This is a genomic window from Stenotrophomonas riyadhensis (assembly GCF_040256885.1).
GTDB classification, from domain to species: Bacteria; Pseudomonadota; Gammaproteobacteria; order Xanthomonadales; family Xanthomonadaceae; genus Stenotrophomonas; species Stenotrophomonas riyadhensis.
In genome coordinates, this window is the sequence record NZ_CP155568.1 from 4,284,681 (window position 1) to 4,307,645 (window position 22,965).

Genomic DNA, 22,965 nt, shown 5'->3' on the forward strand with positions numbered 1-22,965 from the left:
CGGAACCAACCGCATCCACGCATGGCGTGGATCTACAACGCCGGTGCGCCCACCAGCAGCAGTTCCAGCACGAACCAGCCCGTGAACGCGACCAGCAGGATCCCGCCTTCGCCGCGGCTGATCTTCAGATCGCCGCGCAGCATGGGGTACAGCACCAGTGCGAAGGCCAGCAGCGCCGGCAGTTCCAGGCGTACGAACGAGGCCGGCAGCGCCAGCGGCTGCAGCATCGCCATCGCGCCGATCACCAGCAGCAGGTTGACCACGCTGGAGCCCAGCACGTGCCCCAGCACCATGTCGCCGTGACCGCGACGCGCGGCGGCGATGGCGGTGGCCACCTCCGGCAATGCGGTGCCGATTGCCACTGGCAGCAGGCCGACCAGCAGTGGCGTCCAGCCCAGCGCCGCACCGAAGTCCGCTGCGGCACCCACCACCAGGCGCGCGCCCCAGTACAGGGTCAACGCCGCGATCAGCACGCGCAGCACGTTCAATGGCAGGCTGGTGCGGCTCAAGGCGGACTCGGCGATGGTCGCCTGCACGTCCGCGCTCTCGCTGCGGCCACGGCGCAGCAGCAGCACCTGCACGACGATGAAGCCGGCCACCAGCACGCCACCCTCCCAGCGCACCAGGCGCCCATCCAGCCCGAACAGGATCAGCAGCACGCCCGCTGCCAGCAGCGACCACCACAGCACCGTCTGCAGGCGCGCGCGCAGCAGCAGCGGGGCGGCGATCGCCGCCATGGCCAGGGTCAGGCCCACGTTGACGATGCTGCTGCCTACTGCATTGCCCAGCGCCAGCTCGGGTTGGCCGACCGCCAGCGCGCGCGCGTTGACCGCCAGTTCCGGCAACGAGGTGGCCACCCCGAGCAACAGCAGGCCCGCAGTGAACGGGCTGGCCCCGAAGCGCTGGGCCAGGCCGGACACGGCCTTGACGATGGAGTCCCCGCCCAGCGCCAGCAACAGCAGGCCGAGCAGGAACCAGGCAATGGCAATAGCGATCATCGAGCACTCCCCCAGCGGTCGTGGCGCGATTCTACGCTGGCCCCGCGCGCATGGCTGGGCCGTGGATCAAGGATCAGCCACAGCCTTCCACATAATCGACCTGCGGGGTCTGCCCGACCCGCCATGCACTCACCCGGCCATCAGCGCCAAGCGCAAAGTCGATCACCGCAGCGCCGTCCTGCGCCGGGCGCACGCGCAGGTGTTGGGCCTTCTCGTCGTATTTGTCAGGGCCGACGTCGGCGCGCTCGGGGTACAGCACCTGCAGCTCGCCGAGGGTCATGCCGACCTTGCCGCCACCCGGTGCGGTGATCGCGGGGCTGCGCACGTCATAGCGCACCAGCTTGCGACCTTCGATCATCAGGCGCGGGTCTTCGGCGTCCTGCGGATGCAGGAAATAGCAGCCGTCGTTGCTGTCGTCGGCCGGCAGCGGCGTGCCGCTGGCGTCGGCACCCAGCCCCTGCAGTGGCGCGCCGAAGCCGCTGCGGACCTCGGCGATGCCGGTGCCCAGCATCGCGCCGGCGAAGCCATCCAGGCGTGCCGGGCCCGGTTCCGCGGCTGCAATGGGTGTGGCTGCCGGGCTGGCGGAGGCGCCTGCGCTGGATGGCGTGGTGGCGTCGGCCGCGGCGGGTGCTTCGGCATTGCGGCTGCAGGCGGCGAGCGACAGCAGCAACAGACCAGCAATCGGGAGGTGCTTCATCGGTGCGGTTCCCTGGCACGAAGGTGGCTGCACGCTAGCGCAAGGTGCGTGCAGGCGCTGCATTGTCATCGCGGTTTCATCGCCTTCGTTCAGGCTCGGCGTGCACCGACTTGGCTGTCCCTCCCATGCAACCGCGCAAGACCGATCTCGCCCGAACCGCGCTGCAGGCCCACCGCGCGCCGCTGGACATGCGCCAGCGCCGGCTGCTGATCCTGTGCGACGGCCAGCGCAGCATCGCCGAACTGACCGGCCTGCTCGGTGCGGAGGCGCCGGCGATGGTCATCCAGCTGGTGCAGGCGGGCTACCTGAGCACAGGGCAGGCCACTGCGACGCCCACGCCCTCCCCCAGCACTGTCATCGCACCCGAACCGGTTGCTGCAGCACCGGCTCCGGCTGCAGCGACTGCCACACCGGTCGAACGCCGCCGCTCGCTGGTGGCCGCGCGCATCTACGTGCTGGGCATCCTGGAAATGCAGCGCCACCCGCAGGCGGCGGCGCTGTTCCGCGACCTGCAGCAGGCGCGTGCGGAAGACGAGGTGCTGCAGCGGCTGCAGTCGGCGATGCAGATGCTGCCCGCGCTGACCTCGGACGGCTACTGCCAGCGCGTGCGGCAACGCCTGCTGGAGGCGCTGCCGCTGGAGCATTGCGACGCATTCGCCGAGGCCGCTTGAAGAAAAAGGGGACGGAGGGGATTAAGTCGTTTCAAGCACACGTGCGCTGTTTGCGACTTAATCCCCTCCGTCCCCTTTTCCGGGTCAGCGGAAGTTGTTGCGCAGCCCGTTCCAGCACTGCTGGTAATCGCCCTGGCGATGGCCGGCCGCCAAGGCCTGCGCGGTCGGGCGGATCACCGCGCGTGTCTCGAACATGAAGGCCATCGTGTCCTTGATCACGTCCGCCTTGGACAGATCGGCATTGGAGGCCTTGTCGAAGGTCGGCGCATCCGGACCGTGGCCACTCATGCAGTTGTGCAGCGACGCGCCGCCCGGCACGAAGCCTTCGGCCTTGGCGTCGTAGGCGCCATGCACCAGACCCATGAACTCGCTGGCGATGTTGCGGTGGAACCACGGCGGGCGGAACGTGTTCTGCGCCACCAGCCAGCGCGGCGGGAAGATCGCGAAATCCATGTTGCTGGTGCCCGGCGTGTCGCTGGGCGAATGCAGCACCAGGAAGATCGACGGATCCGGGTGGTCGTAGCTGATCGAACCGATGGTGTTGAAGCGGCGCAGGTCGTAGCGGTACGGCGCGTAATTGCCATGCCAGGCCACCACGTCCAGCGGCGAATGGTCGATCGGCGCACGCCACAGGCGGCCCTCGAACTTGGCGATCAGCTCGAAATCACCATCGACATCCTCGAACGCCGCGTGCGGGGTTTCGAAGTCGCGCGGGTTGGCCAGGCCGTTGGAACCGATCGGACCGAGGTCCGGCAGTTTCAGCAGCGCACCGTAGTTTTCGCAGATGTAGCCGCGGCTCGGGCCATCGGGCAGTTCGACGCGGAAGCGCACGCCGCGCGGGATCACCGCGATCTGCTGCGGCTCGATCTCGATCACGCCCAGCTCGGTCAGCAGGCGCAGGCCGCCCAGCTGCGGCACGATCAGCAGCTCGCCATCGGCATCGTAGAAGTAGCGGCCGACCATGTCGCGGTTGGCGGCGTAGAGGTGGATGCCCACGCCGGCATGCGCATCGGGCGAGCCGTTGCCGCCCATCGTGTACAGGCCCTCGACGAAGTCGGTCGGCAGTTCCGGCAGCGGCAGCGGGCTCCAGCGCAGCTGGTTCGGCGAAGCCGGTTGAGCGCCGAAATCGCACTGCAGCTGCGACTGCGCGAACGGCGTGAATTCGCCATGGGTCACCGCCGGGCGGATCCGGTACAGCCAGCTGCGGCGGTTGCTGCCGCGCGGCGCGGTGAAGGCGGTGCCGGTCAGCTGTTCGGCGTACAGGCCGTGGGCCACCTTCTGCGGCGAGTTCTGCCCGACCGGCAGCGCGCCGGCGACGGCCTCGGTGGCGAATTCGTTGCCGAAACCGGACTGGTAGCCGCGGGCGGTGATGGCGGTGGACATGGAAACTCCAGAGATTGCCGGCCAGCGGCCGGCACTACCATTCGGACAGGCAATGTCGGCGGGAGGCCGACATTGCCTGCAGACCTTACAGCACGCCGCGGCGGATCTGGTCGCGCTCGATGCTTTCGAACAGCGCGGTGAAGTTGCCTTCGCCGAAACCTTCGTTGCCCTTGCGCTGGATGATCTCGAAGAAGATCGGGCCGATGCAGTTCTGGGTGAAGATCTGCAGCAGCTTGCGCTGGTGGGTTTCCGGATCGGCATCGATCAGGATCTTGTTCTTGGCCAGGCGCGCCACGTCTTCACCGTGGTTCGGCACGCGCTGGTCGATCACGTCGAAGTAGGTCTCCGGCGTATCGAGGAAATCCACGCCCTGCGCGCGCATCGCTTCGACGGTCTCGTAGATGTTCTCGGTGAAGCAGGCGATGTGCTGGATGCCCTCGCCCTTGTACGCGTCCAGATACTCGTTGATCTGGCTCTTCGGGTCGGACGATTCGTTCAGCGGGATGCGCACGATGCCGTCCGGCGCGGTCATCGCCTTGGACACCAGGCCGGTCTTCAGGCCCTTGATGTCGAAGTAGCGGATCTCGCGGAAGTTGAACAGGCGTTCGTAGTAGTCCGACCACTGCTGCATGTTGCCGAAGTACAGGTTGTGGGTCAGGTGGTCGATGAAGGTCAGGCCGAAGCCCACCGGGTGCAGGTCGGCACCTGCGATCGGCTCGTAATCGCCGTCGAAGATGCTGCCGGCGCTGCCGTAGCGGTCGACCAGGTACAGCATGCAGTCGCCGATGCCCTTGATGACCGGCGCGCTGACCGCCTTGCTGTCCGGCTTGAAGGCGATGGCTTCGGCGCCGTTGCCCAGCGCGGTCTGGTAGACCTCCTGGCCCGGCTTCTTGAAGCGGATGGCGAAGCCGCAGGCGCACGGGCCGTGCTTTTCGGCGAAGTCCGAGGCGAACGAATCGGGGTCTTCATTGACCAGGAAGTTGACGTCGCCCTGGCGATAGACGGTAATCGGACGCTGCTTGTGCTTGAGCACCGCGCTGAAGCCCATCTTCCGGAAGTACTCGTGCAGCTCCTGGCCACGGCCGGCCGGGGCGGCGAATTCGACGAACTCGAAGCCGTCGATGCCCATCGGGTTCTCGAAGGTGGTGACCTGCATGCCGGGGTTGGGGTGCGAGGCGGTCGGGACTGCGGTATTCATGGCGTGGCTCCGAATCGGTACCGCATCGGTACAAACCAGGTGCGGGCAGGTAGGGACCCGGCGAGAATGCAGGGTCTGGACCCAACCCTTATAGTTACACTTGAAACCACCAGCAAGGTGCACCGCAACATGAGCCCCGATCCCGCCTCGACCCGCCTGCGTGCCTCGCACGTCCTGCTCGACCTGGAACAGTTCCTGCCGTACCGGCTGAGCGTGCTGTCCAACCGGGTCAGCGGCAACATCGCCAAGCTATACGGCGATCGTTACGGTCTGGCGATTCCCGAGTGGCGGGTGATCACCATCCTGGCGCTGTACCCGGGCTCCTCGGCCAGCGAGGTCTCCGACCGCACGGCGATGGACAAGGTGGCGGTCAGCCGTGCCGTGGCCCGCCTGCTGGAGCGCGGCTTCATCAAGCGCGAGACCCACGGCGACGACCGCCGCCGCTCGGTGCTTGCCCTGTCTGCAGCCGGTTTCGAGGTGTACGAGACCATCGCGCCGATGGTGATCGAGATCACCCGCAAACTGATGTCGGTGCTGAGCGACGAGGAAGAGCAGGTGCTGGAAAAGCTGATCCTGCGCTTGGCCGGCGAAGGCCTGGAGCGGATGGGCGAAGGGGTCTGAAAGAAAAAGGGGACGGAGGGGATTAAGTCGTTTTGGACCCCAGGTTGCGGGTTCCGACCCCGAGCGGTAGCGGAACAGTGGCCGGGCGATTGTCGTCCGCCCCCTTTGATCTGACGGGACCCGCTCTTTGGCGGACTGCGGACCGACCGCAAGCGATGCCATCGGACGCATTCACCTCCCGCAGATCCCGCCCTGAAGTGTCGCCCTCGCCCAGCGACATTTCCGCATTGGCCCGTTACGGCCCGTTTCCGCCAGGCTGGTGTATCGAAACGGGCTGATTCAGTGAATTCTCCTATTGGACTGCTCACGTGTGCGGCCTGACGGTAAACGTTCAACGGGTATCAGCCCGGCCATGGATCCACATCGGACGGGCCCCCTCATGGATGACTCGCGTTCAACGCTGCCGCATGGCCAGGAATTGCTGGCCGATCTCAGGGAGCTGATCTGCGCGGCGCGCAACAGGATGCACAGGACCATCAACACCGAACTGACTCTGTTGTACTGGCGGATCGGGCGTCGCATCCACGTTGATCAGTTGAGGGGCCGACGGGCCCGCTACGGAGAGCTTGTCTTCACCCGGATAGCCAAGGCGCTGACGACCGAGTTCGGTACCTCCTTCGGTGAGAAGAGCCTGCGCCGGATGGTGCAGTTCTCCACCGCATTTGCAGACGAGCAGATTGTCGTATCGCTGATACGACAATTGAGCTGGACCCACTTCATCGCACTGATCCCGCTGGCGGATCCGCTAAAGCGTGACTTCTATGCGCAGATGGCCGCCACCGAAGGCTGGAGTGTGCGCACGCTGCGCCAGCGCATCGATTCGATGCTGTACGAGCGCACGGCGCTTTCCAGTCAACCCGAGCAGACCATCGCCGATGAGTTGGCGGCACTGCGCGACAACCAGCAGCTGTCTCCAGGGCTGGTACTGCGTGATCCCTACGTACTGGATTTTCTTGGCCTCAAGGACAGCTGGGACGAGCAGGACCTTGAAAGCGCGATCCTACGCGAGATGCAGGGTTTCCTGCTCGAACTTGGCACCGGCTTCAGTTTCGTCGCCCGCCAGAAGCGCATCCAGATCGACGGCGATGACTTCCACCTGGACCTGCTGTTCTACAACCGGCGTCTGCGCAGGCTGATCGCCATCGAGCTGAAGATCGGCGAATTCAAGCCCGCCTATAAAGGGCAGATGGAACTCTATCTGCGCTGGCTGGACCGCTACGAACGTGAGGACGGCGAGCAGGCGCCGTTGGGCATCATCCTCTGCACGGGGAAGAAGGCGGGTCAGATCGAATTGCTGGAGCTGGATCGCTCAGGCATCCATGTTGCGGAGTACCTGACCACGCTGCCCTCTCGTGAGGTCCTCAAACAAAGACTGCAGACCGCCATGGAGCGGGCCCGGCAACAGCTGCAGACCGCGGCACCCGGCCCCCTGTAGATCCACGCCGCGCGTGGATGGCGCTCATGCTTCAGCTCAGATGCTTGCGCCGCGCATGGATCCACGGCACCGCCAGCGCAGCGATGGCCCCCCCGGCGAAGCCGAGCGAGGCGGCAACCGTGGCCGCTTCGACCGCGCCCGGCAGCGCCAGCGCGGCAGCCACCAGCAGCAGCGACGGCAGGCCGACGAAGGTGCCCAGGAAGAAGTGCCAGCGCGGTGACCAGGTGTTGAGCTGCAGCAGGCTGACCGGCTGCCAGGCGTCAGACGCGGCGTCCTCGGCGATCTTCGCCACGACCTTGCCCAGGTCCACTTCCGGCAGCGCGCGCCCCTGCCGCGCGGTCGCCAGCAGTTCGGCCACCGCCTCCACCGGCGGGAAACTGGACGGCCACGCGACCGGCGCCGGCACGCCATAGGCGGTCAGCAGCGGCACGCTCAGCCACGGCGCCACCAGCGGGCGCATGCGGCGGCGGCCATGCACGCACCAGATCTGTGGCTGGCCGTGGGCGGTGACGCTGTACAGCGCCAGCTCCCCGGCTGGTGGGTAGCCGAGCATGGTCACCCGCGCCGCCAGGCTGTCCTGGCCCATCGCGCGCAGGAATCCAGGACGGCTGCGCCCTTCCTGCATCCACGCCAGGCCGAGTGCACCCACCAGATAGGCCTCGGCCACATCCTTGCTGCCGGCGGTAGCGCGTTCGTCGCTGGCCAGGTACCAGGCCAGCGACTTCGGTTCGGAGACATCGTCCAGGCCCCAGCGGCTGTCGTCCCCCAGCACATGGCGCACCGGCAGGCGTGCGGGCGCGGTTTCGCCGCGTTCGCCCGGCTGCAGGAACGGCAGTACGCCCTGGATGAACGTGGACAGTTCGATGGCCCGCACGCCATGGCCCTGCCATTCCGGCGGCAGCAGCCCGGCCAGCTGGCCTTCGGCGGCCAATGCATCGAGCCGTGATTTCTGCTCGACCAGCTTCTGCACCGCGCCCTTCAGCACCACGTTGTCGGGCAGCGCGATCTGTGGCAGGCGGTGACGCGGCGGTGCCAGTTCAACGGTGTCCTCGCCGGTACCCGCGTCATCCAGCAGTGCCTCCTGCGGCGGCAGGGTCACGCCATCGCCTGCTTCGCCGTCGGCCAGAGTGCTGGCAGGTTCGGGCAGTCGTTCGGCGTGGTCGCTGTGCATGGGCATTCCGGTAGGGTGCATCGACGGGATGTCGACTGAGGTCCTTGCCGGTAACGGCGTACGTGCGGTGAAGTTGAGACGCCGATTCGGAGAGTGTGACGGCGCGCGCAATCGACCCACTTCATGCGTGGATGTGCCTCAGTGCCGACCAACGGTCGGCACCCACCGGGGGTCGGCATCCACCGAAGCTGCCGGTCAGCGGCCGGCACTACCGGTCAGGTGCCCATTGCTTGAGGAAGGCGGTCACCCGTGCCGGCTGGAACGCTTCGCCCTTGCGCAGTTCGCCGGTCGCCTGCGACACCAGCAGGCTGCCATCGGCATTGAGCACCAGCAGGTGCGGGTAGTCGCGCTCCATCTCCGGGAACTGGGCGAAGAAGGCGGTGTTGGGCTGTTCGTCGCTGGCGTTGACCTTCACCCACACGTAGTGGGCATCGCGGAAGCGGCGCAGATCGCCGTTGCCTTCCACCAGCTCGTCCAGCGCCTGGCAGCGATCGCAGGCGGCGTTGCCGACCTCCAGCAGGATGCGCTTCTTGCCGCGCTGGGCTTCCACCTTGGCGGTGGCCAGATCGTCGGCGGGATCGCGGGCCGGGTCGAACTGCGCGCCGAGCCCGGCGATGGCGGCGATGTCCGCCGCCACCGGGGTGTTGCCCGAGGCCACCGGTTCGCTGGGGTCAGCGACCGGTGGCTCGGTGGGTCGGGTATCCAGAGGCTGCGTGGGCTCGGCGGCGGCAGGCGGTTGCGGTTGGGAACAGGCGCCGATCAGCGCCGCACAGACCACCACCATTGCACCACCGAGCTTGCTGCGCATGCCATCTACCCTCTCATCATCATTTGACGCCGTGCATCAGCTTGTTGATCAGCGGGGCGACCAGGAACAGCACCACGCCGGAGCCGATCAGGGCCCAGAACCCGAAGGTATACCCCTTCAGGGCCGACTCGACCGTCATGCCGCCTTCACCACTGACCACGCCAGCGAAGATGCCCGACAGGTTGTTGCCGATGCCGGTGGACAGGAACCAGCCACCCATGCCGAAGCCGACCAGGCGCACCGGGGCCAGCTTGGTCACCATCGACAGGCCGATCGGCGACAGGCACAGCTCACCCACGGACTGGATGACGTAGACCATGAACAGGGTCCAGAACGGGATCTTGCCGTCCACGACCATCTGCGACAGGGCGAACATCAGCAGCGCGAAGGCGGCGCCGTTGAACAGCAGGCCCAGGCCGAACTTGCGCGGGATGGACGGATTGGCGCGGCCCATGGCCACCCAGATCCAGGCGATGATCGGCGCCAGGGTGATGATGGCCACCGAGTTGACCGACTGGAACCACGCGGTCGGGAACGTCCAGTCACCGAACTGGCGGTTGACGATGTTCTCGGCCAGGAAGGTGAACGAGCTGCCGGCCTGTTCGAAGAACATCCAGAACATCACATTGAAGGCGAAGATGATCAGCATCGCGATCACGCGGTCGCGCTGCACCTTGCCTTCGCGGATGCCCTCGACCAGCAGCAGGATGGCCAGCGCGGTGAACATCGCGCCCAGGATCCAGGCCAGTGCGGTGGCGCCGGTGGCCAGCAGGAAGTAGGCGACCGGGATGGCGACCACGGCACCGGCCAGCACCATGATGATGCGGCCGAAGCCTTCAGCGCCGGCCGGCGGTGCACCGATGCCCTTCAGGCCGGCGCGACCGATGTAGAACCACACCAGCGAGATCAGCATGCCCACGCCCGAGGCGATGAACACGACCTTGTAGGACGGCATCGCGTCGGTACCGAAGACCTTGCGGGCCAGGTACTCGGTCAGCACCGGGGCGATCATCGCGCCGATGTTGATGCCCATGTAGAAGATGGTGAAGCCCGAATCGCGGCGCTCATCCTTCAGGCCGTACAGCTTGCCGACCATGGTCGAGATGTTGGGCTTGAACAGGCCGTTGCCGACGATGATCGTGGCCAGGCCGAGCTTGAAGATGTGCTCCTGCGGCAGCGAGATCATGAACAGGCCGGCGGCCATGATGATCGCGCCGGTCAGGATCGATCGCTGGTAACCCAGTACCCGGTCGGCCACGTAGCCACCGAAGATCGCTGCGGCATACACCAGGGCCAGGTAGGCGCCGTAGATGCGGCTGGCGTCGCCTTCACCGGCAGCGCTGCCGTTGTAGAACTGGGCGACGATGTACAGCACCAAGGCCCAGCGGATGCCGTAGAACGCAAAGCGCTCCCAGAACTCGGTCATGAACAGCATCCACAACGGGCGCGGGTGGCCCAGCGTGGTCTTGAAGTCCGGCAGCGCCGGCTCTGGGGTGTTCGCAGTGGCGTTTACGCTCATGCGGATTTCCTGGTTCGGTGGATGACGAGCACGTCCGATGTGCAGTTGGAGCAACGCGCGAGGATCACCGACTTCTGGCGTTCACGTCAAATACACGCCGTTTGAGGCAGGTGCCAGCCTGCTCCCTGAACTTGCATCTGAAACGATCCAGCCGCCGGCCGGGATCCAAGCTGAATACGGATCAGCCCTGTTCTGCCGGGGGCCCGGCCTGCAGGCTGGTCCGCACCTGGAACAGTTCAGGGAAGAAGGTCAGTTCCAGCGCCTTGGCCAGGAAGCCCACGCCGGACGAGCCGCCCGTGCCGCGCTTGAAGCCGATCACCCGCATCACGGTGCGCATGTGTCGGAATCGCCACAGCTGAAAGGCGGTCTCCAGGTCCACCAGGTCCTCGCACAGCGAGTACTCGCGCCAGTAGCGGTCGGTGTCCTGGTAGATGCGTTCGAAGACCGGCTGCAGTGCGTCATCGGCCACATGCGGCTGGGTCCAGTCGTGGGCCTCGTACACCGCCGGGACGGCATGGCCGAAGCGGGCCAGGTATTTCAGGAATTCCTCGTACAGGCTGGGCGCCTCCAGCACGGTGCGCAGCTGCGCCTGCCCGGCCGCATCGTGCTCGAACACCTGCAGCATCTGTGCGTTCTTGTTGCCCAGCAGGAACTCGATGTAGCGGTACTGCAGCGACTGGAAGCCCGACGACGGGCCCAGCACGTCGCGGAAGCCCATGTACTCGGACGGGGTCAGCGTTTCCAGCACCGACCACTGCTCGGTGAGCTGGCGCAGCACCTGCTTGCTGCGCGCCAGCACCTTGCGGCATTGCCAGACTTCATCGCGCTGCAGGAAGCCGATCGCGGCACGCAGTTCGTGGCCCAGCAGCTTCAGCCACAGCTCCGAGGTCTGGTGCTGGATGATGAAAAGCATCTCATCGTGGTGCGGCGGGTTGGACAGCGGCTGCTGCGCGCTGAGCAGCTGGTCCAGCCGCAGGTAGCCGCCATAGGTCAGGCGCCCCTGCAGATCGGTGTGGATGCCGGCTTCGAGATCGCGTTGGTTGTTGTCGACGGACATGGGTGCGGCCAGATCGGGGGCGGCAAGGGTAGCGCGTTGCCGCCGTGCTGGCAGCCGCCACCTCCATACCCGGGCGTGCGGAAGGCCGTGGAGCATCGCCCGATGCCGGGCCTGCGCGTGGAACCGATCAGGCCGTTGCGCGGGCAGTCAGCCAGAGGCATATTCTGATGCTTTGCAGCAACGACTGAATACGTTGTTGTTATTGGCCCCCCACCCGCCGGCAGGGGTAAAACGGGGAATCGCCGTGTTGCGGCGCAGGAAGGCTATTCCGTACGCGTTCCTTAACATGGCGATTCATATCATTTGTAACTTCTCTGTCGAAGGTGCAGTACGCAATGACGGTTGCCGCTGAATTCAAGATCGAATACCTGCAGTACCTGGATACGGACGGCACGCTCGTCCGCGATGACCTGCCCGCGTCGCTGCGCGACCCCAAGGTCCTGGTACCGCTGTTCAAGCAGATGCTGTTCGTACGTACGTTCGACAGCAAATCCATCGCGCTGCAGCGCACCGGCAAGCTCGGCACCTACGCCGCCTGCCTGGGCCATGAAGCCGCGCACGTGGGCATCGGTGCCGCGATGCAGAAGGACGACGTGTTCGCACCTTCGTACCGCGAGTATGGCGCGATGTTCATGCGTGGCGTGCGCCCGCACGACGTGCTGATGTACTGGGGCGGCGACGAACGCGGCAACGATTACGGCGGCAACGCGGCCAAGGACTTCCCGTTCTGCGTGCCGATTTCCACCCAGTGCCTGCATGCCGCAGGCGCCGCGCTGAAGTTCAAGCTCAACAAGGAACCGCAGATCGCGGTGGCCGTGTGTGGCGACGGCGGCAGCTCCAAGACCGACTTCTACGCGGCACTGAATTCGGCGGGCGCCTACAAGCTGCCCCTGATCCTGTGCATCGTCAACAACGGCTGGGCCATCTCGGTTCCGCGTTCGGCCCAGACCGGTGCCGAGACGCTGGCGCAGAAGGGCCTGGCCGGCGGCCTGCACTGCCTGCAGGTGGACGGCAACGACCTGATCGCAGTGCTGGCGGCAATGGAGCAGGCACGCGAACGTGCGCTGGCCGGCAACGGTGGCACCGTGCTGGAACTGATGACCTACCGCCTGTCCGACCACACCACCGCCGATGACGCGCGCCGCTACCGCGACGACGCCGAAGTGAAGGATGCCTGGCAGCGCGAGCCGATGCTGCGCCTGCGCAAGTACCTGATCAACGCCGGTGTGTGGAGCGAAGAAGAGGAAACTGCTTGGGTCGCCGAATGCGGCACGCGCGTGGACGAGGAAGTGAACCTGTACCTCAACACGCCGGTGCAGCCGGTCGAGGCGATGTTCGACTTCCTGTATGCCGATCCGCCGCCGGACCTGCTGGCCCAGCGTGCCCAGGCGATCGCCCTGGAGAAGCGCCATGGATGAGATCAAGAACGGCGCGCCCGGCGCGCACACCAACGCCGCCGACAGCGCCGCCGTCGCGCGCGGAGAAGAGAGCATGACCACCACCCCCATCACCCTGATCGAAGCCATCACCCAGGCACTGGCCTGGGAGCTGGAGCACGACCCGTCGGTGCTGGTGCTGGGCGAGGACGTGGGCGTCAACGGCGGCGTGTTCCGCGCCACCGCCGGCCTGCAGCAGCGCTTCGGCTCCGAACGCATCCTCGACACCCCGCTGGATGAAACCACCATTGCCGGCCTGACCATCGGTCTGGCCGCGCAGGGCATGAAGCCCGTGGCCGAGGCCCAGTTCGACGGTTTCATGTACCCGATGGTCGACCATATCGTCTGCCACGCCGCACGCCTGCGTTACCGCACGCGTGGCCGCCTGCACTGCCCGATGGTGCTGCGCGTGCCGTGGGGCGGTGGCATCCGCGCGCCGGAACACCACAGCGAAGCCAACGAGGCGATCTTCACCAACGTGCCGGGCCTGCGCGTGGTGCTGCCGTCGTCGCCGCAGCGCGCCTACGGCCTGCTGCTGGCCGCGATCCGCGAGCCGGATCCGGTGATCTACATGGAGCCCAAGCGCATCTACCGCCAGTACAAGGAAGTGGTCGTCAACGACGGCGAAGCCTTGCCGCTGGACGTCTGCTTCGTGCTGCGCGATGGCACCGACGTGACCCTGGTGACCTGGGGCGCGCAGGTGAAGGAAGCGCTGGAAGCGGCCGACAAGCTGGCCGGTGAAGGCATCAGCGCCGAAGTCATCGACGTGGCCACGCTGCGTCCGCTGGACTTCGCCACCATCGCCGAATCGGTGGCCAAGACCGGCCGCTGCGTGATCGTGCAGGAGGCCCCGAAGACCGCGGGCTTCGGCGCCGAAATCGCTGCGCGCCTGGCCGAGGAATCGATCTACGACCTGCTGGCCCCGGTCGAGCGCGTTACTGGCTACGACACCCACATTCCGCTGTTCCGCCTGGAAATGAAGTACCTGCCGAGCGTTGAGCGGATCGTGGCTGCGGCCAAGCGCGCGGTGGCGGCCGGCTGACATGCGGGCCCGCCTTCTGGGGGCTTACCGCAGCCAGTATCCCAACCCGCTCCGGTTCCACACCGGCCAGATCGTCGAAGTAGGTGTCCGTGACGAGGAATGGCCGGCGTTTGCCTGGGTACGCACCAACGATGGGCGCGCTGGATGGGCGCCCATCGCCTGGTTGCAGCTGCTGGACGAGGGTCGCGCCGAAGCCCTGTGCGACTACGACGCCCGCGAGCTGGATGTGGAAAGCGGCGAGATGGTGAAGCTTCATCACGAACACGGCGGGTGGTGGTGGTCCGAGCGCGCCAATGGCGCGACGGGTTGGCTGCCGGCCCGCGAACTGGAACTGCTGGAAGAGAACTGCAAATGAGCCAGACCAAGAACTTCAACCTGCCCGACCTGGGCGAAGGCCTGCCGGACGCGACCATCGTCGAGTGGTTCGTCAAGGAAGGCGATGTGATCAAGCTGGACGAGCCGCTGGTCTCGATGGAGACCGCCAAGGCCGTCGTCGAAGTGCCGTCGCCGTTCTCCGGCAAGGTGCTGAAGCTGTCCGGCGCAGCCGGCGACATCATCCCGACCGGCTCGGTGCTGGCCAGCTTCGAACTGGACCCCAACCTGCCGCAGCGCGCGGATGGCCAGGACACCGGCCACAGCCACGGCCATGCTGCACCTGCCGCAGCACCGACCCCGCCGCCGCTGCCGGCCGCTGCCGCACCGGTGGCCGCCGAAGCGGCCAAGCCCGCCGCCGCCGAGCGTGATGACGCCGGTACCGTGGTCGGCGCCATGCAGAGTTCCAACGCCGTGCACGCCGAGCAGGCGCTGGCCGTCGGTGGCGTCAAGGCCGTGCCGGCCGTGCGTGCCACCGCGCGCAAGCTGGGCGTGGACCTGTCCCGCGTGCGCGCCACCGGCGCCGATGGCGCGGTGACCATGGCCGACGTCAAGCAGGCGGCTGCGGATGGCAGCGCCAAGATCGGTGCCGCTCCGGCTCCAGCCGCTGCTGCCTATGCCGCGCCGGCCCCGGCGCAGGTGTCTGCCCCGGTGCAGAGCGAAGCCCGCACCCCGCTGTCTGCCGCCGGCAAGCCGATGCGTACCCAGCCGCCGGGCGTGATCGCCAAGGGTCAGCCGGAACCGCTGAAGGGCGTGCGCCGCAACATGGCGCGCGTGATGGCCGATGCGCATAGCAAGGTCGTGCCGACCACGCTGAACGACGATGCCGACATCCACGCCTGGCTGCCGGGCAACGACGTCACCGCGCGCCTGGTGCGTTCGATCGTGGTCGCCGCGCAGAAGGTGCCGGCGATGAACGCCTGGTTCGACGGCGAAGCGCTGACCCGCACCCTGCACGCGCAGGTGGACATCGGCATCGCCGTGGACACCGACGACGGCCTGTTCGTGCCGGCCCTGCGCAACGCCGACATGCTCGATGCACGCGGCATCCGCGAAGGCGTCAACCGCCTGCGCGAGCAGGTCGAATCGCGTTCGATCGCCGCCTCGGAACTGAGCGGCTACACCATCTCGCTGTCCAACTTCGGCATGTTCGCCGGCCGCTACGCGACCCCGGTCGTGGTGCCGCCGTGCGTGGCCATCGTCGGTGCCGGCCGTGCCCGCCACCAGATGACCCCGGTGATGGGCGGCGTGGAAGCGCACAAGGTGATCCCGCTGTCGGTCACCTTCGACCACCGCGCGGCCACCGGTGGTGAAGCGGCCCGCTTCCTGCGCGCGATGATGGACGATCTGGCGCTGGCCAGCTGATCGGCCACCTTATCGGTGGGTGCCGACCTTGGTTTGGCACATGAACTGGAAAAACGCCGGGCACTGCCCGGCGTTTTTTTGTGCCTGCATCCACGCATGGCGTGGATCTACACAATGCGGGCGATCAATCGCGCGCGACCATGCCTTCCGCGCGGCTGTAGACACGCAGGCGGTGGCCATCCGGATCGGCGCCGACGAAGGTATGGCCGAATTCCAGGGTCACCGGTGCCTGCAGAATCTGCACACCGAGTGCGCGCCACGCATCGTGCATCTGCTGCACGGCCTCCGGGTTGCCGACCACCATCGCCAGTTCGGCGGCACCGGCCTGTGCGGACACCGGCGGCTGCACGTCGTCGCGTTGCCACAGGCCCAGTGCGGCGCCATCGCCGAGCAGGAACAGGGCGAAACCGGGCGACTGCTCGACCGGTGGCTTGCCGAGAATCCCACTGTAGAAGGTGGCGCTGGTGGCGACGTCGCGCACGTACTGCAGCAGGGTGCTGGGCGTGAACATGGGGAAGCTCCGTTGTTGGGAGCGATCATGGTGGTACGGCCCTGCTGACAGATTCTGTCAGTAGCGTCGAGCGTGCTCGACTGCTGTTGCCCCGGCCCTGGTAGATGTCGAGCTTGCTCGACTGCTGTTCGCGAAGATCAAAGGCGGTCGAGCAAGCTCGACCCCTACCAGAAGCAAAGAGCGAAGGCCCCCTCCCCCAGAAGCAGGAAGCGAAGCACAGAAGCGGTCGAGCAAGCTCGACCCTACGAACGGTCCAACCAGTCCGGCGCGATGCCCTGCGCCTTCTGCCAGCGCCGCAGCAGGGTGGCGCGCGGCACGAGGTAGCGATCCTCCAGCACGCGCACCTGGCGGATGCGGTCCAGGCGGAAATGGCGGAAGTCCTCGCGGCCTTCGCACCACGCCGCCAGCATCGGCACTTCATCGAAGTAGCCCAGCGCGAACGGCCACACAATGCGCTCGGTACGTTGGCCCTGCGCATCCTGGTAGCCGAACTGCAGTCGTTGTTGCGCGCTCACCGCTTCGCGCACAGCCTGCAGGCGCGCAGCGGGTACCTTGGCCGCAGCGCGCGAAGGGCCAACGCGCAGGCCGCTATCACGCAAGGCTTCCCGGCGTGCTGCTGGCAATACATGCGCGATACGCGCCAGAGCATCGCGTGCGGCCTCAGCCAACGCCGGCTCGGTGCGCGCCGCAACCCAGCGCAGGCCCAGCACCAGCGCGTCGATCTCGGCCGGTGGCAGGGTCATGGGAGGCAAGGTATCGCTCGGTGCCAGCTGGTAGCCGACGCCGGCCTCACCACGCAGGTCGGCGCCTTGCTCGCGCAGGGTCTCGATATCGCGGTACAGCGTTCGCAAGCTGATGCCCAGCGCTTCGGCCAGCACCTGCCCGGCCACCGGCCGTCGATGGCGGCGCAGCAGCTGTTGAAGCTGGGTCAGGCGCAGCGCACGCGACATCAGCCGACCAGCGCGCTCGATGCCACCACATGCTCACCCGGTTGCGGGGCCAGCGCGGCCTCGACCAGTGCCTTGGCGATTTCGCTGGCCGGGTTGATCCGCCACGCCCGTGGCAGCAGCGGCCCCAATGCCCCCAACACCGTCAGCGCCAGGCGCTCGCCACGTCGCACCTCGGTGCGCTCGCCGCCGATCAGCCCGGGGCGGACCAGGGTCAACGAGTTGAAGCCCAGCGCGCGCAGGTCATGCTCCAACTCACCCTTCACCCGGCTGTAGAAGATCGACGACTGCAGGTTGGCGCCGGCTGCGGAGTTCAGCGCATAGGTCTGCGCACCCTGCGCCTGCGCCAGGCGGGCGAACGCCAGCGGGTAGTCATGGTCGATGCGATGGAAGGCCTCGCGGCTGCCGGCCTGGGCGATGGTGCTGCCGAGCGCGCAGATGACTGCGTCCACATCCGCCCACTCGGGCGAGGCAGGCAGCGCATCGAAGGCCAGCACCGGGTTCTCCAGCTTGGCGTGGGCCACAGCCAACGGGCGGCGGGTCGGCGCGATCACGGCGCTGCAGCGCGGGTCGTCCAGCAGCCTGGACAGGGTCAGCCCACCGACCAGCCCGGTCGCCCCCAGCAACATCACGCGCATCACCACCTCCACTGCGGCATCCTGTCGCCCATCCTAGCCGTTCAAGCCGTCGGCGGCCGCGCCGATATGCTGGAACCAGTCCCTGCCAGCCCCAGGATTTGCTCGATGACGGACCAGCCCGACCACCGCCCTGCCCCCGGTACCGCCCTTGGGCCGCCGGCACGCGTGCGCGCGGTGGTGGACGATGGCCTGGGTGACCGGGTGGTGCTGCAGGGCGGCGGTGGCGTGGCGCTGCAGCAGCTGTTTGCCGGTGCCGACGCGCCGGAGCCGCTACTGGCCGCGTTCGCCAACGGCATGGCCACCCTGCCCGGCGAACTGGGTGACATGGGTGATCGCCTGCAGTCGGCGCAGGCCAGTGCCGATTGGCCGCGCTACGGGCGCGCGATGCGGCAGCTGATCGACAAGTACATCCGCACCATCGAGCAGCATTCACCGGACGGGCAGCCGGAAAGCCTGCGCCTGTCCGAGCAGCTGCGCCTGCTGCTGGGCGGCGCCGTGGTGGCCCTGCTGCAGCACGACCCGGATCTGCGCGAGCAGGCCCAAGCGCTGGCCACGCGCCTGCGCCAGTGGCAGCCGGGTACCGCACTGGAGCCGATCGAACAGGGTGTGCGCGAACTCGGCCACCAGGTCGGCGTGCGTGCCGAGAGCTGGCAGGAGCAGCAGGCGCTGCTGCTGGAGCTGTTCGCGCTGCTGCTGGAGAACGTGAGCGAGCTGCTGGATGACCGCAGCTGGCTGCAGGGCCAGATCGCGGCGGTGCGCCAGTTGCTGGACGGGCCGTTGGAAGCTGAGGCGGTCGAGCGCACCCGCGCCGAACTGCGCGAAGTGATCTACAAGCAGGGGCTGCTGCGCCAGGGCATCGACGATTCGAAGGCGGCGATGCGCGGGTTGATGGGCGAGTTCATCGAGCGCATGGACGGCATGGCCACCAGCACCGGTGAGTACCACGACCGCATCGGCAGCTACGCGCTGCAGTTGCGCGAGGCACGCAGCATCGCCGACCTCAACCAGCTGCTGCAGGACGTGATGCGCGACACCGGCAAGGTGCAGCAGCAGGCCGCGCAGGCGCGCGATCACCTGGCCAACGCGCGGCAGGAAGTGGAACGTGCAGAGCAACGCATTGCCGAGCTGGAGCAGGAACTGCGCGCCGCCGGTGACCTGGCGCGCATCGATCCACTGACCCAGGCGCTGAACCGCCGTGGCCTGGACGAACTGCTGCAGCGCGAGCTGGCGCGCGCCGCGCGCAACAACTCACCACTGGGCGTGGCGGTGATCGACCTGGATGATTTCCACCAGACCAACGATGCACACGGCCATGCCGGTGGTGATGCACTGCTGCAGCACCTGGTGGCCGTCTGCAAGCTGCTGCTGCGCGCCACCGACGGCATCGCGCGGCTGGGTGGCGACGAGTTCGTGCTGGTGCTGCCGGAGACCCAGGGCGCCGACAGCATGGCCACCGTGCAGCGCCTGCAGCGTTCACTGGCACACCGCGTGCTGACCGTGCAGGACCAGCGCGTGCCGGTGCATTTCAGTGCCGGGCTGGCGCAATGGCAGCCCGGCGACGATACCGAGACCCTGCTGCGCCGCGCCGATGACGCGCTGTATGCAGCCAAGCGGCAAGGCAAGAACCGGGTACAGGCGGGGTAGTTCTCCGGTACACCGGAAACCGCTTTGGTAGGTGCCAACCTTGGTTGGCACGCGCCGGAACAAAGCGCCGACCAAGGTCGGCCTCTACCAACGCCAAGGACAGCGCTTCGGTAGGTGCCAACCTTGGTTGGCACGCGCGGAAACAAAGCGCCGACCAAGGTCGGCCTCTACCAACGCCAAGGACAGCGCTTCGGTAGGTGCCAACCTTGGTTGGCACGCGCCGGAGCAAAGCGCCGACCAAGGTCGGCCTCTACCAATGCAAAGGACAACGCTTCGGTAGGTGCCAACCTTGGTTGGCACGCGCGGAAACAAAGCGCCGACCAAGGTCGGCCTCTACCAACGCAAAGGACAGCGCTCCGGTAGGTGCCAACCTTGGTTGGCACGCGCGGAAACACAGCGCCGACCAAGGTCGGCCTCTACCAATACAAAGGACAACGCTTTGGTAGGTGCCAACCTTGGTTGGCACGCGCGGAAACACAGCGCCGACCAAGGTCGGCCTCTACCAGGCAATGGGCCGGCGCCTACTTCCCGCGCAGCTTCTGGAACCCGGTCACCGCGGCCAGCACGATGGCGCCGGCGATGATGCCGACCACCATGTTGCCCACCGCACTGATCAGCCAGCCCCACTGCCCTTCCCCGCCCAGCGCCTGCACCGCGTGGTGCAGCGCCGGCACGTTGTGCACCAGGATGCCACCGCCCACGAGGAACATGGCGATGGTCCCGGCTACCGACAGGAACTTCATCAGCCACGGCGCGGAGGCGACCAGGCCACGACCGAAGGCAGCGATGGCCCCTCCCTTGCGCGACAGGTACAGGCCGACGTCATCGAGCTTGACGATGCCCGCCACCAGTCCGTAAACGAAGATCGTCATCGCCAGCGCCACCACCGCCAGGGTGATCACCTGGTTGGTGAACGGCGCAGTGGCGACCACGCCCAGGGTCAGTACGATGATCTCGGCCGAGAGGATGAAATCGGTGCGGATCGCGCCCTTCACCTTGTCCTTCTCCCACGCGACCATGTCCACCTGCCCATCGGCCAGCGCCTTGCGACGCTCGGCCAGGCGCTCGGCATCGTCGTCAGCCGAATGCAGGAAGCGGTGCGCCAGCTTCTCCACGCCCTCGAAACACAGGAAGGCACCACCGATCATCATCAGCGGCACGATCAGCGGCACGTTCCAGCCACGGCTGTGCAGCCAGGCTTCCAGCGCACTGATCGCCAGGGCCGCCGGCACCAGGATCACCTTGTTCACCAGCGAGCCCTTGGCCACCGCCCACACCACCGGCAGTTCGCGGTTGGCGTTGACCCCGGTCACCTGCTGCGCGTTCAGCGCCAGATCGTCGCCCAGCACGCCCGCGGTCTTCTTCGCCGCGACCTTGGTCAGCACCGAGACATCGTCCAGCAGGGAGGCGATATCGTCGAGCAGGGCAAACAGGCTGGCACCGGCCATGGGGCGTCCAAGAGAGGGAATGAGCGGATTCTGACCGATACCGGGGCAGCTGCGGAAGCGGTCGGATTCACCGCGTGCCTACCGGCCCCCGGCGACACTGCGGAATCCGGACATTGCCGGCCAGCGGCCGGCACTACCTGTATTCGTCGCATGGGAGTGTCGCTTGAGCAATCCGCCCACCGCCAATGGCAACCCTCCGCTGGTCAAAGGCATGAACCGGCGCAGCCAGATCCTGCGCCTGCTGATGCGCTACCGCCATTCGGGTGTGTTCTCGGGCATGAACCTGGACGCCGCCAGCAACCAGGCCGACGTGCCCGCCGATGGCAACCCGGAACAGTTCGTCAGCGACCTGGAAGCGCTGGGACCGACCTTCGTCAAGCTGGGCCAGATGCTGTCCACCCGCCCGGACATGGTGCCGGTGGAGTTCGCCACCGCGCTGGAGCGCATGCAGGAAAAGGTGGCCGAGATTCCGGTCGAGCGCATCCATGCCATCGTCGAGCAGGAGCTGGGCGCGCCGGTGAACAAGCTGTTCGCTGCGTTCGATCCCGAGCCACTGGGATGCGCGTCGATCGCGCAGGTGCATCGCGCGGTGCTGCACGATGGCCGCCAGGTGGCGGTGAAGGTGCAGAAGCCCGAGGTCGCCGCGCAGCTGCGTTCGGACCTGGAGGCGTTGCGCAGCTTCGCGCTGGCGGCCGACCACCTGACCCAGGTCGGCCGCCGCGTACGCCTGCGCGACTGGCTCAACGAGTTCGCCAAGACCCTGATGCAGGAGCTGGACTACCACGCCGAGGCCGAAAACCTGGCCCGTTTCGGCCGCCATCTCAAGCCGTTCCGGCGGCTGTGGATTCCGCAGCCGCTGTGGGATTACAGCAGCCAGCGCGTGCTGACCATGGAACTGGCCACCGGCGTGCGCGTGGATGCGATTCCCGATGTGCGCCGCACCGAGCAGTCGATGGACCCGCTGGCGGCGGCGCTGATCCGCGGCTACCTGGACCAGATCTTCGTGCACGGCGAGATCCATGCGGATCCACACCCGGGCAATCTGCGGGTGATGCCCGATGGCAGGCTGGCGATCTTCGACCTGGGCATGGTCGCGCACATGCCGCCGCGCCTGCGCGAGCGGCTGCTGAAGATCCTGTTCGCTGCCGTCGATGGCCGCGGCGAAGAAGTGGCCGACGACCTGATCAGCATCAGCACGCGGCTGGAGGCGTTCGACGAAGAACGCTACCTGCGCGAGACCGGCCAGCTGATCGCACGCTATGCGGCCAGTGGCAGCTTCTCCGAAGGCCGCGTGGTGCTGGACATGGTGCGCATCGCCACCGCCTGCGGCCTGCGCACGCCGCCGGAACTGAGCCTGCTGGGCAAGGCCCTGCTCAACCTGGAAACCGTGTGCCGGCTGCTGGCACCCGAGCTGGAAACCCGCCGCATCGTCGAGCGTCAGCTGCAGCACGTGATGCGTGCGCGCCTGAAGAAATCGCTGTCGGCCGCCAACATCGCCAGCGAGGCGATGGAGCTGCAGCAGCTGCTGCGCGATGGGCCGCGCAAGCTGTCGGACATCATGGCGCTGCTGGCCGAGAACCGCCTGCAGATGAAGGTAACCGGGCTGGAAGAATCGCGATTGATGGAGAACCTGCAGAAGATCGCCAACCGCGTGGCGGCCGGCATCATCAGCGCCGCATTGATCATGGCTGCGGCAATGATGATGAAGATCGACACCGGCTGGCACCTGTTCGGCTACCCGCTCATCGCCCTGATCCTGTTGTTCATCGGCGTGGTACTCGGCCTGGGCATCGTGACCAGTGCATTGCTGTTCGACCGTCGTGCGCGGGCACGCGAAGAGCGCGGGCACCGCTAGCGCGTCGACGAAAACACCCGTATTCATGCGGTTTTTAATGCAATCCAACGAAGCCTTTCACGCTCGTTTTACCTTCTGAGCGCGATTGCACACGCGTCATTTCAACAAACATTTCAGTCAGGTTCGTGCATGCACTATCGGGTCATCGG

At 67.0% G+C, this 22,965-nt stretch carries 20 protein-coding genes and 1 pseudogene; 9 read left to right on the forward strand and 12 right to left on the reverse strand.

Going from position 1 to position 22,965, the window contains the following annotated elements; all coding sequences use genetic code 11:
- Window positions 1-32 precede the first annotated feature (32 nt).
- Together SriyCCGPB3_RS19790 and SriyCCGPB3_RS19795 are read right to left on the reverse strand one after the other, a co-directional pair.
- Window positions 33-998 carry a sodium:calcium antiporter gene (locus tag SriyCCGPB3_RS19790; RefSeq protein ID WP_350259654.1) on the reverse strand — a complete coding sequence of 322 codons (966 nt, stop codon included), beginning with the start codon at window positions 996-998 and terminating at the stop codon, window positions 33-35.
- 73 nt (window positions 999-1,071) lie between these two features.
- On the reverse strand, window positions 1,072-1,764 hold the full coding sequence (locus SriyCCGPB3_RS19795; protein WP_433963278.1) for a hypothetical protein: 693 nt from the start codon (window positions 1,762-1,764) through the stop codon (window positions 1,072-1,074).
- A gap of 56 nt (window positions 1,765-1,820) precedes the next feature.
- Here SriyCCGPB3_RS19795 and SriyCCGPB3_RS19800 point away from each other — a divergent pair, with 56 nt between their 5' ends.
- Window positions 1,821-2,366, forward strand: coding sequence for a hypothetical protein (locus tag SriyCCGPB3_RS19800; RefSeq protein WP_248858395.1), 546 nt, complete (start codon window positions 1,821-1,823; stop codon window positions 2,364-2,366).
- Between the two features lie 84 nt (window positions 2,367-2,450).
- Here SriyCCGPB3_RS19800 and hmgA read toward each other — a convergent pair whose 3' ends face one another.
- Together hmgA and hppD are read right to left on the reverse strand one after the other, a co-directional pair.
- Window positions 2,451-3,749 carry a homogentisate 1,2-dioxygenase gene (gene hmgA, locus SriyCCGPB3_RS19805; protein ID WP_049401681.1) on the reverse strand — a complete coding sequence of 433 codons (1,299 nt, stop codon included), beginning with the start codon at window positions 3,747-3,749 and terminating at the stop codon, window positions 2,451-2,453.
- An 85-nt stretch (window positions 3,750-3,834) separates the two neighbouring features.
- Window positions 3,835-4,947, reverse strand: a complete 1,113-nt coding sequence (hppD, locus tag SriyCCGPB3_RS19810; RefSeq protein WP_176433087.1) for a 4-hydroxyphenylpyruvate dioxygenase — start codon at window positions 4,945-4,947, stop codon at window positions 3,835-3,837.
- Between the two features lie 129 nt (window positions 4,948-5,076).
- Between hppD and SriyCCGPB3_RS19815 the strand changes: the two genes are divergently transcribed.
- Complete coding sequence (locus SriyCCGPB3_RS19815; RefSeq protein ID WP_057501376.1) at window positions 5,077-5,568, forward strand: MarR family winged helix-turn-helix transcriptional regulator; 492 nt, start codon at window positions 5,077-5,079, stop codon at window positions 5,566-5,568.
- Window positions 5,569-5,947: 379 nt separating this feature from the next.
- Window positions 5,948-7,003 (forward strand): PDDEXK nuclease domain-containing protein, encoded by a 1,056-nt coding sequence (locus SriyCCGPB3_RS19820; protein WP_110713982.1) that lies wholly within the window; start codon window positions 5,948-5,950, stop codon window positions 7,001-7,003.
- A gap of 31 nt (window positions 7,004-7,034) precedes the next feature.
- On the opposite strand, the gene SriyCCGPB3_RS19825 is transcribed toward SriyCCGPB3_RS19820, so the two are convergent.
- The 4 genes from SriyCCGPB3_RS19825 to SriyCCGPB3_RS19840 form a co-directional block, all read right to left on the reverse strand.
- Window positions 7,035-8,174, reverse strand: a complete 1,140-nt coding sequence (locus SriyCCGPB3_RS19825; RefSeq protein WP_164161318.1) for a hypothetical protein — start codon at window positions 8,172-8,174, stop codon at window positions 7,035-7,037.
- A gap of 208 nt (window positions 8,175-8,382) precedes the next feature.
- On the reverse strand, window positions 8,383-8,982 hold the full coding sequence (locus SriyCCGPB3_RS19830; RefSeq protein ID WP_110713984.1) for a thioredoxin family protein: 600 nt from the start codon (window positions 8,980-8,982) through the stop codon (window positions 8,383-8,385).
- A gap of 19 nt (window positions 8,983-9,001) precedes the next feature.
- The gene (locus SriyCCGPB3_RS19835) at window positions 9,002-10,501 is read right to left on the reverse strand and encodes a peptide MFS transporter (protein WP_014038761.1); all 1,500 of its coding nucleotides are present in this window, start codon (window positions 10,499-10,501) and stop codon (window positions 9,002-9,004) included.
- Between the two features lie 181 nt (window positions 10,502-10,682).
- On the reverse strand, window positions 10,683-11,558 hold the full coding sequence (locus tag SriyCCGPB3_RS19840) for a tryptophan 2,3-dioxygenase (protein ID WP_121504224.1): 876 nt from the start codon (window positions 11,556-11,558) through the stop codon (window positions 10,683-10,685).
- A 335-nt stretch (window positions 11,559-11,893) separates the two neighbouring features.
- On the opposite strand from SriyCCGPB3_RS19840, the gene pdhA reads away from it, so the two are divergent.
- Genes pdhA through SriyCCGPB3_RS19860 form a run of 4 tightly spaced genes read left to right on the forward strand, consistent with a single transcriptional unit; the run spans window position 11,894 to window position 15,773 of the window.
- The gene (pdhA, locus tag SriyCCGPB3_RS19845) at window positions 11,894-12,976 is read left to right on the forward strand and encodes a pyruvate dehydrogenase (acetyl-transferring) E1 component subunit alpha (protein ID WP_149908968.1); all 1,083 of its coding nucleotides are present in this window, start codon (window positions 11,894-11,896) and stop codon (window positions 12,974-12,976) included.
- A complete protein-coding gene (locus SriyCCGPB3_RS19850) occupies window positions 12,969-14,036 on the forward strand; it encodes an alpha-ketoacid dehydrogenase subunit beta (protein ID WP_019338598.1) in 1,068 nt (355 codons plus the stop codon). Before pdhA ends, SriyCCGPB3_RS19850 begins: the two co-directional genes overlap by 8 nt.
- Window position 14,037: 1 nt before the next feature.
- Window positions 14,038-14,391: an SH3 domain-containing protein gene (locus SriyCCGPB3_RS19855; RefSeq protein ID WP_005411349.1), complete on the forward strand. Its 354-nt coding sequence runs from the start codon at window positions 14,038-14,040 to the stop codon at window positions 14,389-14,391.
- Window positions 14,388-15,773 carry a dihydrolipoamide acetyltransferase family protein gene (locus tag SriyCCGPB3_RS19860; protein ID WP_180846925.1) on the forward strand — a complete coding sequence of 462 codons (1,386 nt, stop codon included), beginning with the start codon at window positions 14,388-14,390 and terminating at the stop codon, window positions 15,771-15,773. Before SriyCCGPB3_RS19855 ends, SriyCCGPB3_RS19860 begins: the two co-directional genes overlap by 4 nt.
- A 124-nt stretch (window positions 15,774-15,897) precedes the next feature.
- Here the strand turns inward: SriyCCGPB3_RS19860 and SriyCCGPB3_RS19865 are convergent, their stop codons facing one another.
- The 3 genes from SriyCCGPB3_RS19865 to SriyCCGPB3_RS19875 all read right to left on the reverse strand — a co-directional run bounded on the left by SriyCCGPB3_RS19865 (window position 15,898) and on the right by SriyCCGPB3_RS19875 (window position 17,869).
- Window positions 15,898-16,284, reverse strand: coding sequence for a VOC family protein (locus SriyCCGPB3_RS19865; RefSeq protein WP_153854704.1), 387 nt, complete (start codon window positions 16,282-16,284; stop codon window positions 15,898-15,900).
- Between the two features lie 242 nt (window positions 16,285-16,526).
- Window positions 16,527-17,234: a helix-turn-helix transcriptional regulator gene (locus SriyCCGPB3_RS19870; RefSeq protein ID WP_058978908.1), complete on the reverse strand. Its 708-nt coding sequence runs from the start codon at window positions 17,232-17,234 to the stop codon at window positions 16,527-16,529.
- Window positions 17,234-17,869, reverse strand: coding sequence for an NAD-dependent dehydratase (locus tag SriyCCGPB3_RS19875; RefSeq protein ID WP_350259656.1), 636 nt, complete (start codon window positions 17,867-17,869; stop codon window positions 17,234-17,236). Before SriyCCGPB3_RS19875 ends, SriyCCGPB3_RS19870 begins: the two co-directional genes overlap by 1 nt.
- 105 nt (window positions 17,870-17,974) lie before the next feature.
- Between SriyCCGPB3_RS19875 and SriyCCGPB3_RS19880 the strand changes: the two genes are divergently transcribed.
- Window positions 17,975-19,513: a GGDEF domain-containing protein gene (locus tag SriyCCGPB3_RS19880; RefSeq protein WP_248858401.1), complete on the forward strand. Its 1,539-nt coding sequence runs from the start codon at window positions 17,975-17,977 to the stop codon at window positions 19,511-19,513.
- Window positions 19,514-20,034: 521 nt separating this feature from the next.
- Here SriyCCGPB3_RS19880 and SriyCCGPB3_RS19885 read toward each other — a convergent pair.
- Window positions 20,035-20,961, reverse strand: a complete 927-nt coding sequence (locus SriyCCGPB3_RS19885) for a DUF808 domain-containing protein (protein ID WP_153854708.1) — start codon at window positions 20,959-20,961, stop codon at window positions 20,035-20,037.
- Between the two features lie 208 nt (window positions 20,962-21,169).
- Here SriyCCGPB3_RS19885 and SriyCCGPB3_RS19890 point away from each other — a divergent pair.
- Window positions 21,170-22,816 (forward strand): annotated as a pseudogene (locus SriyCCGPB3_RS19890) (ABC1 kinase family protein); the annotation flags it as partial.
- Window positions 22,817-22,965: the final 149 nt, after the last annotated feature.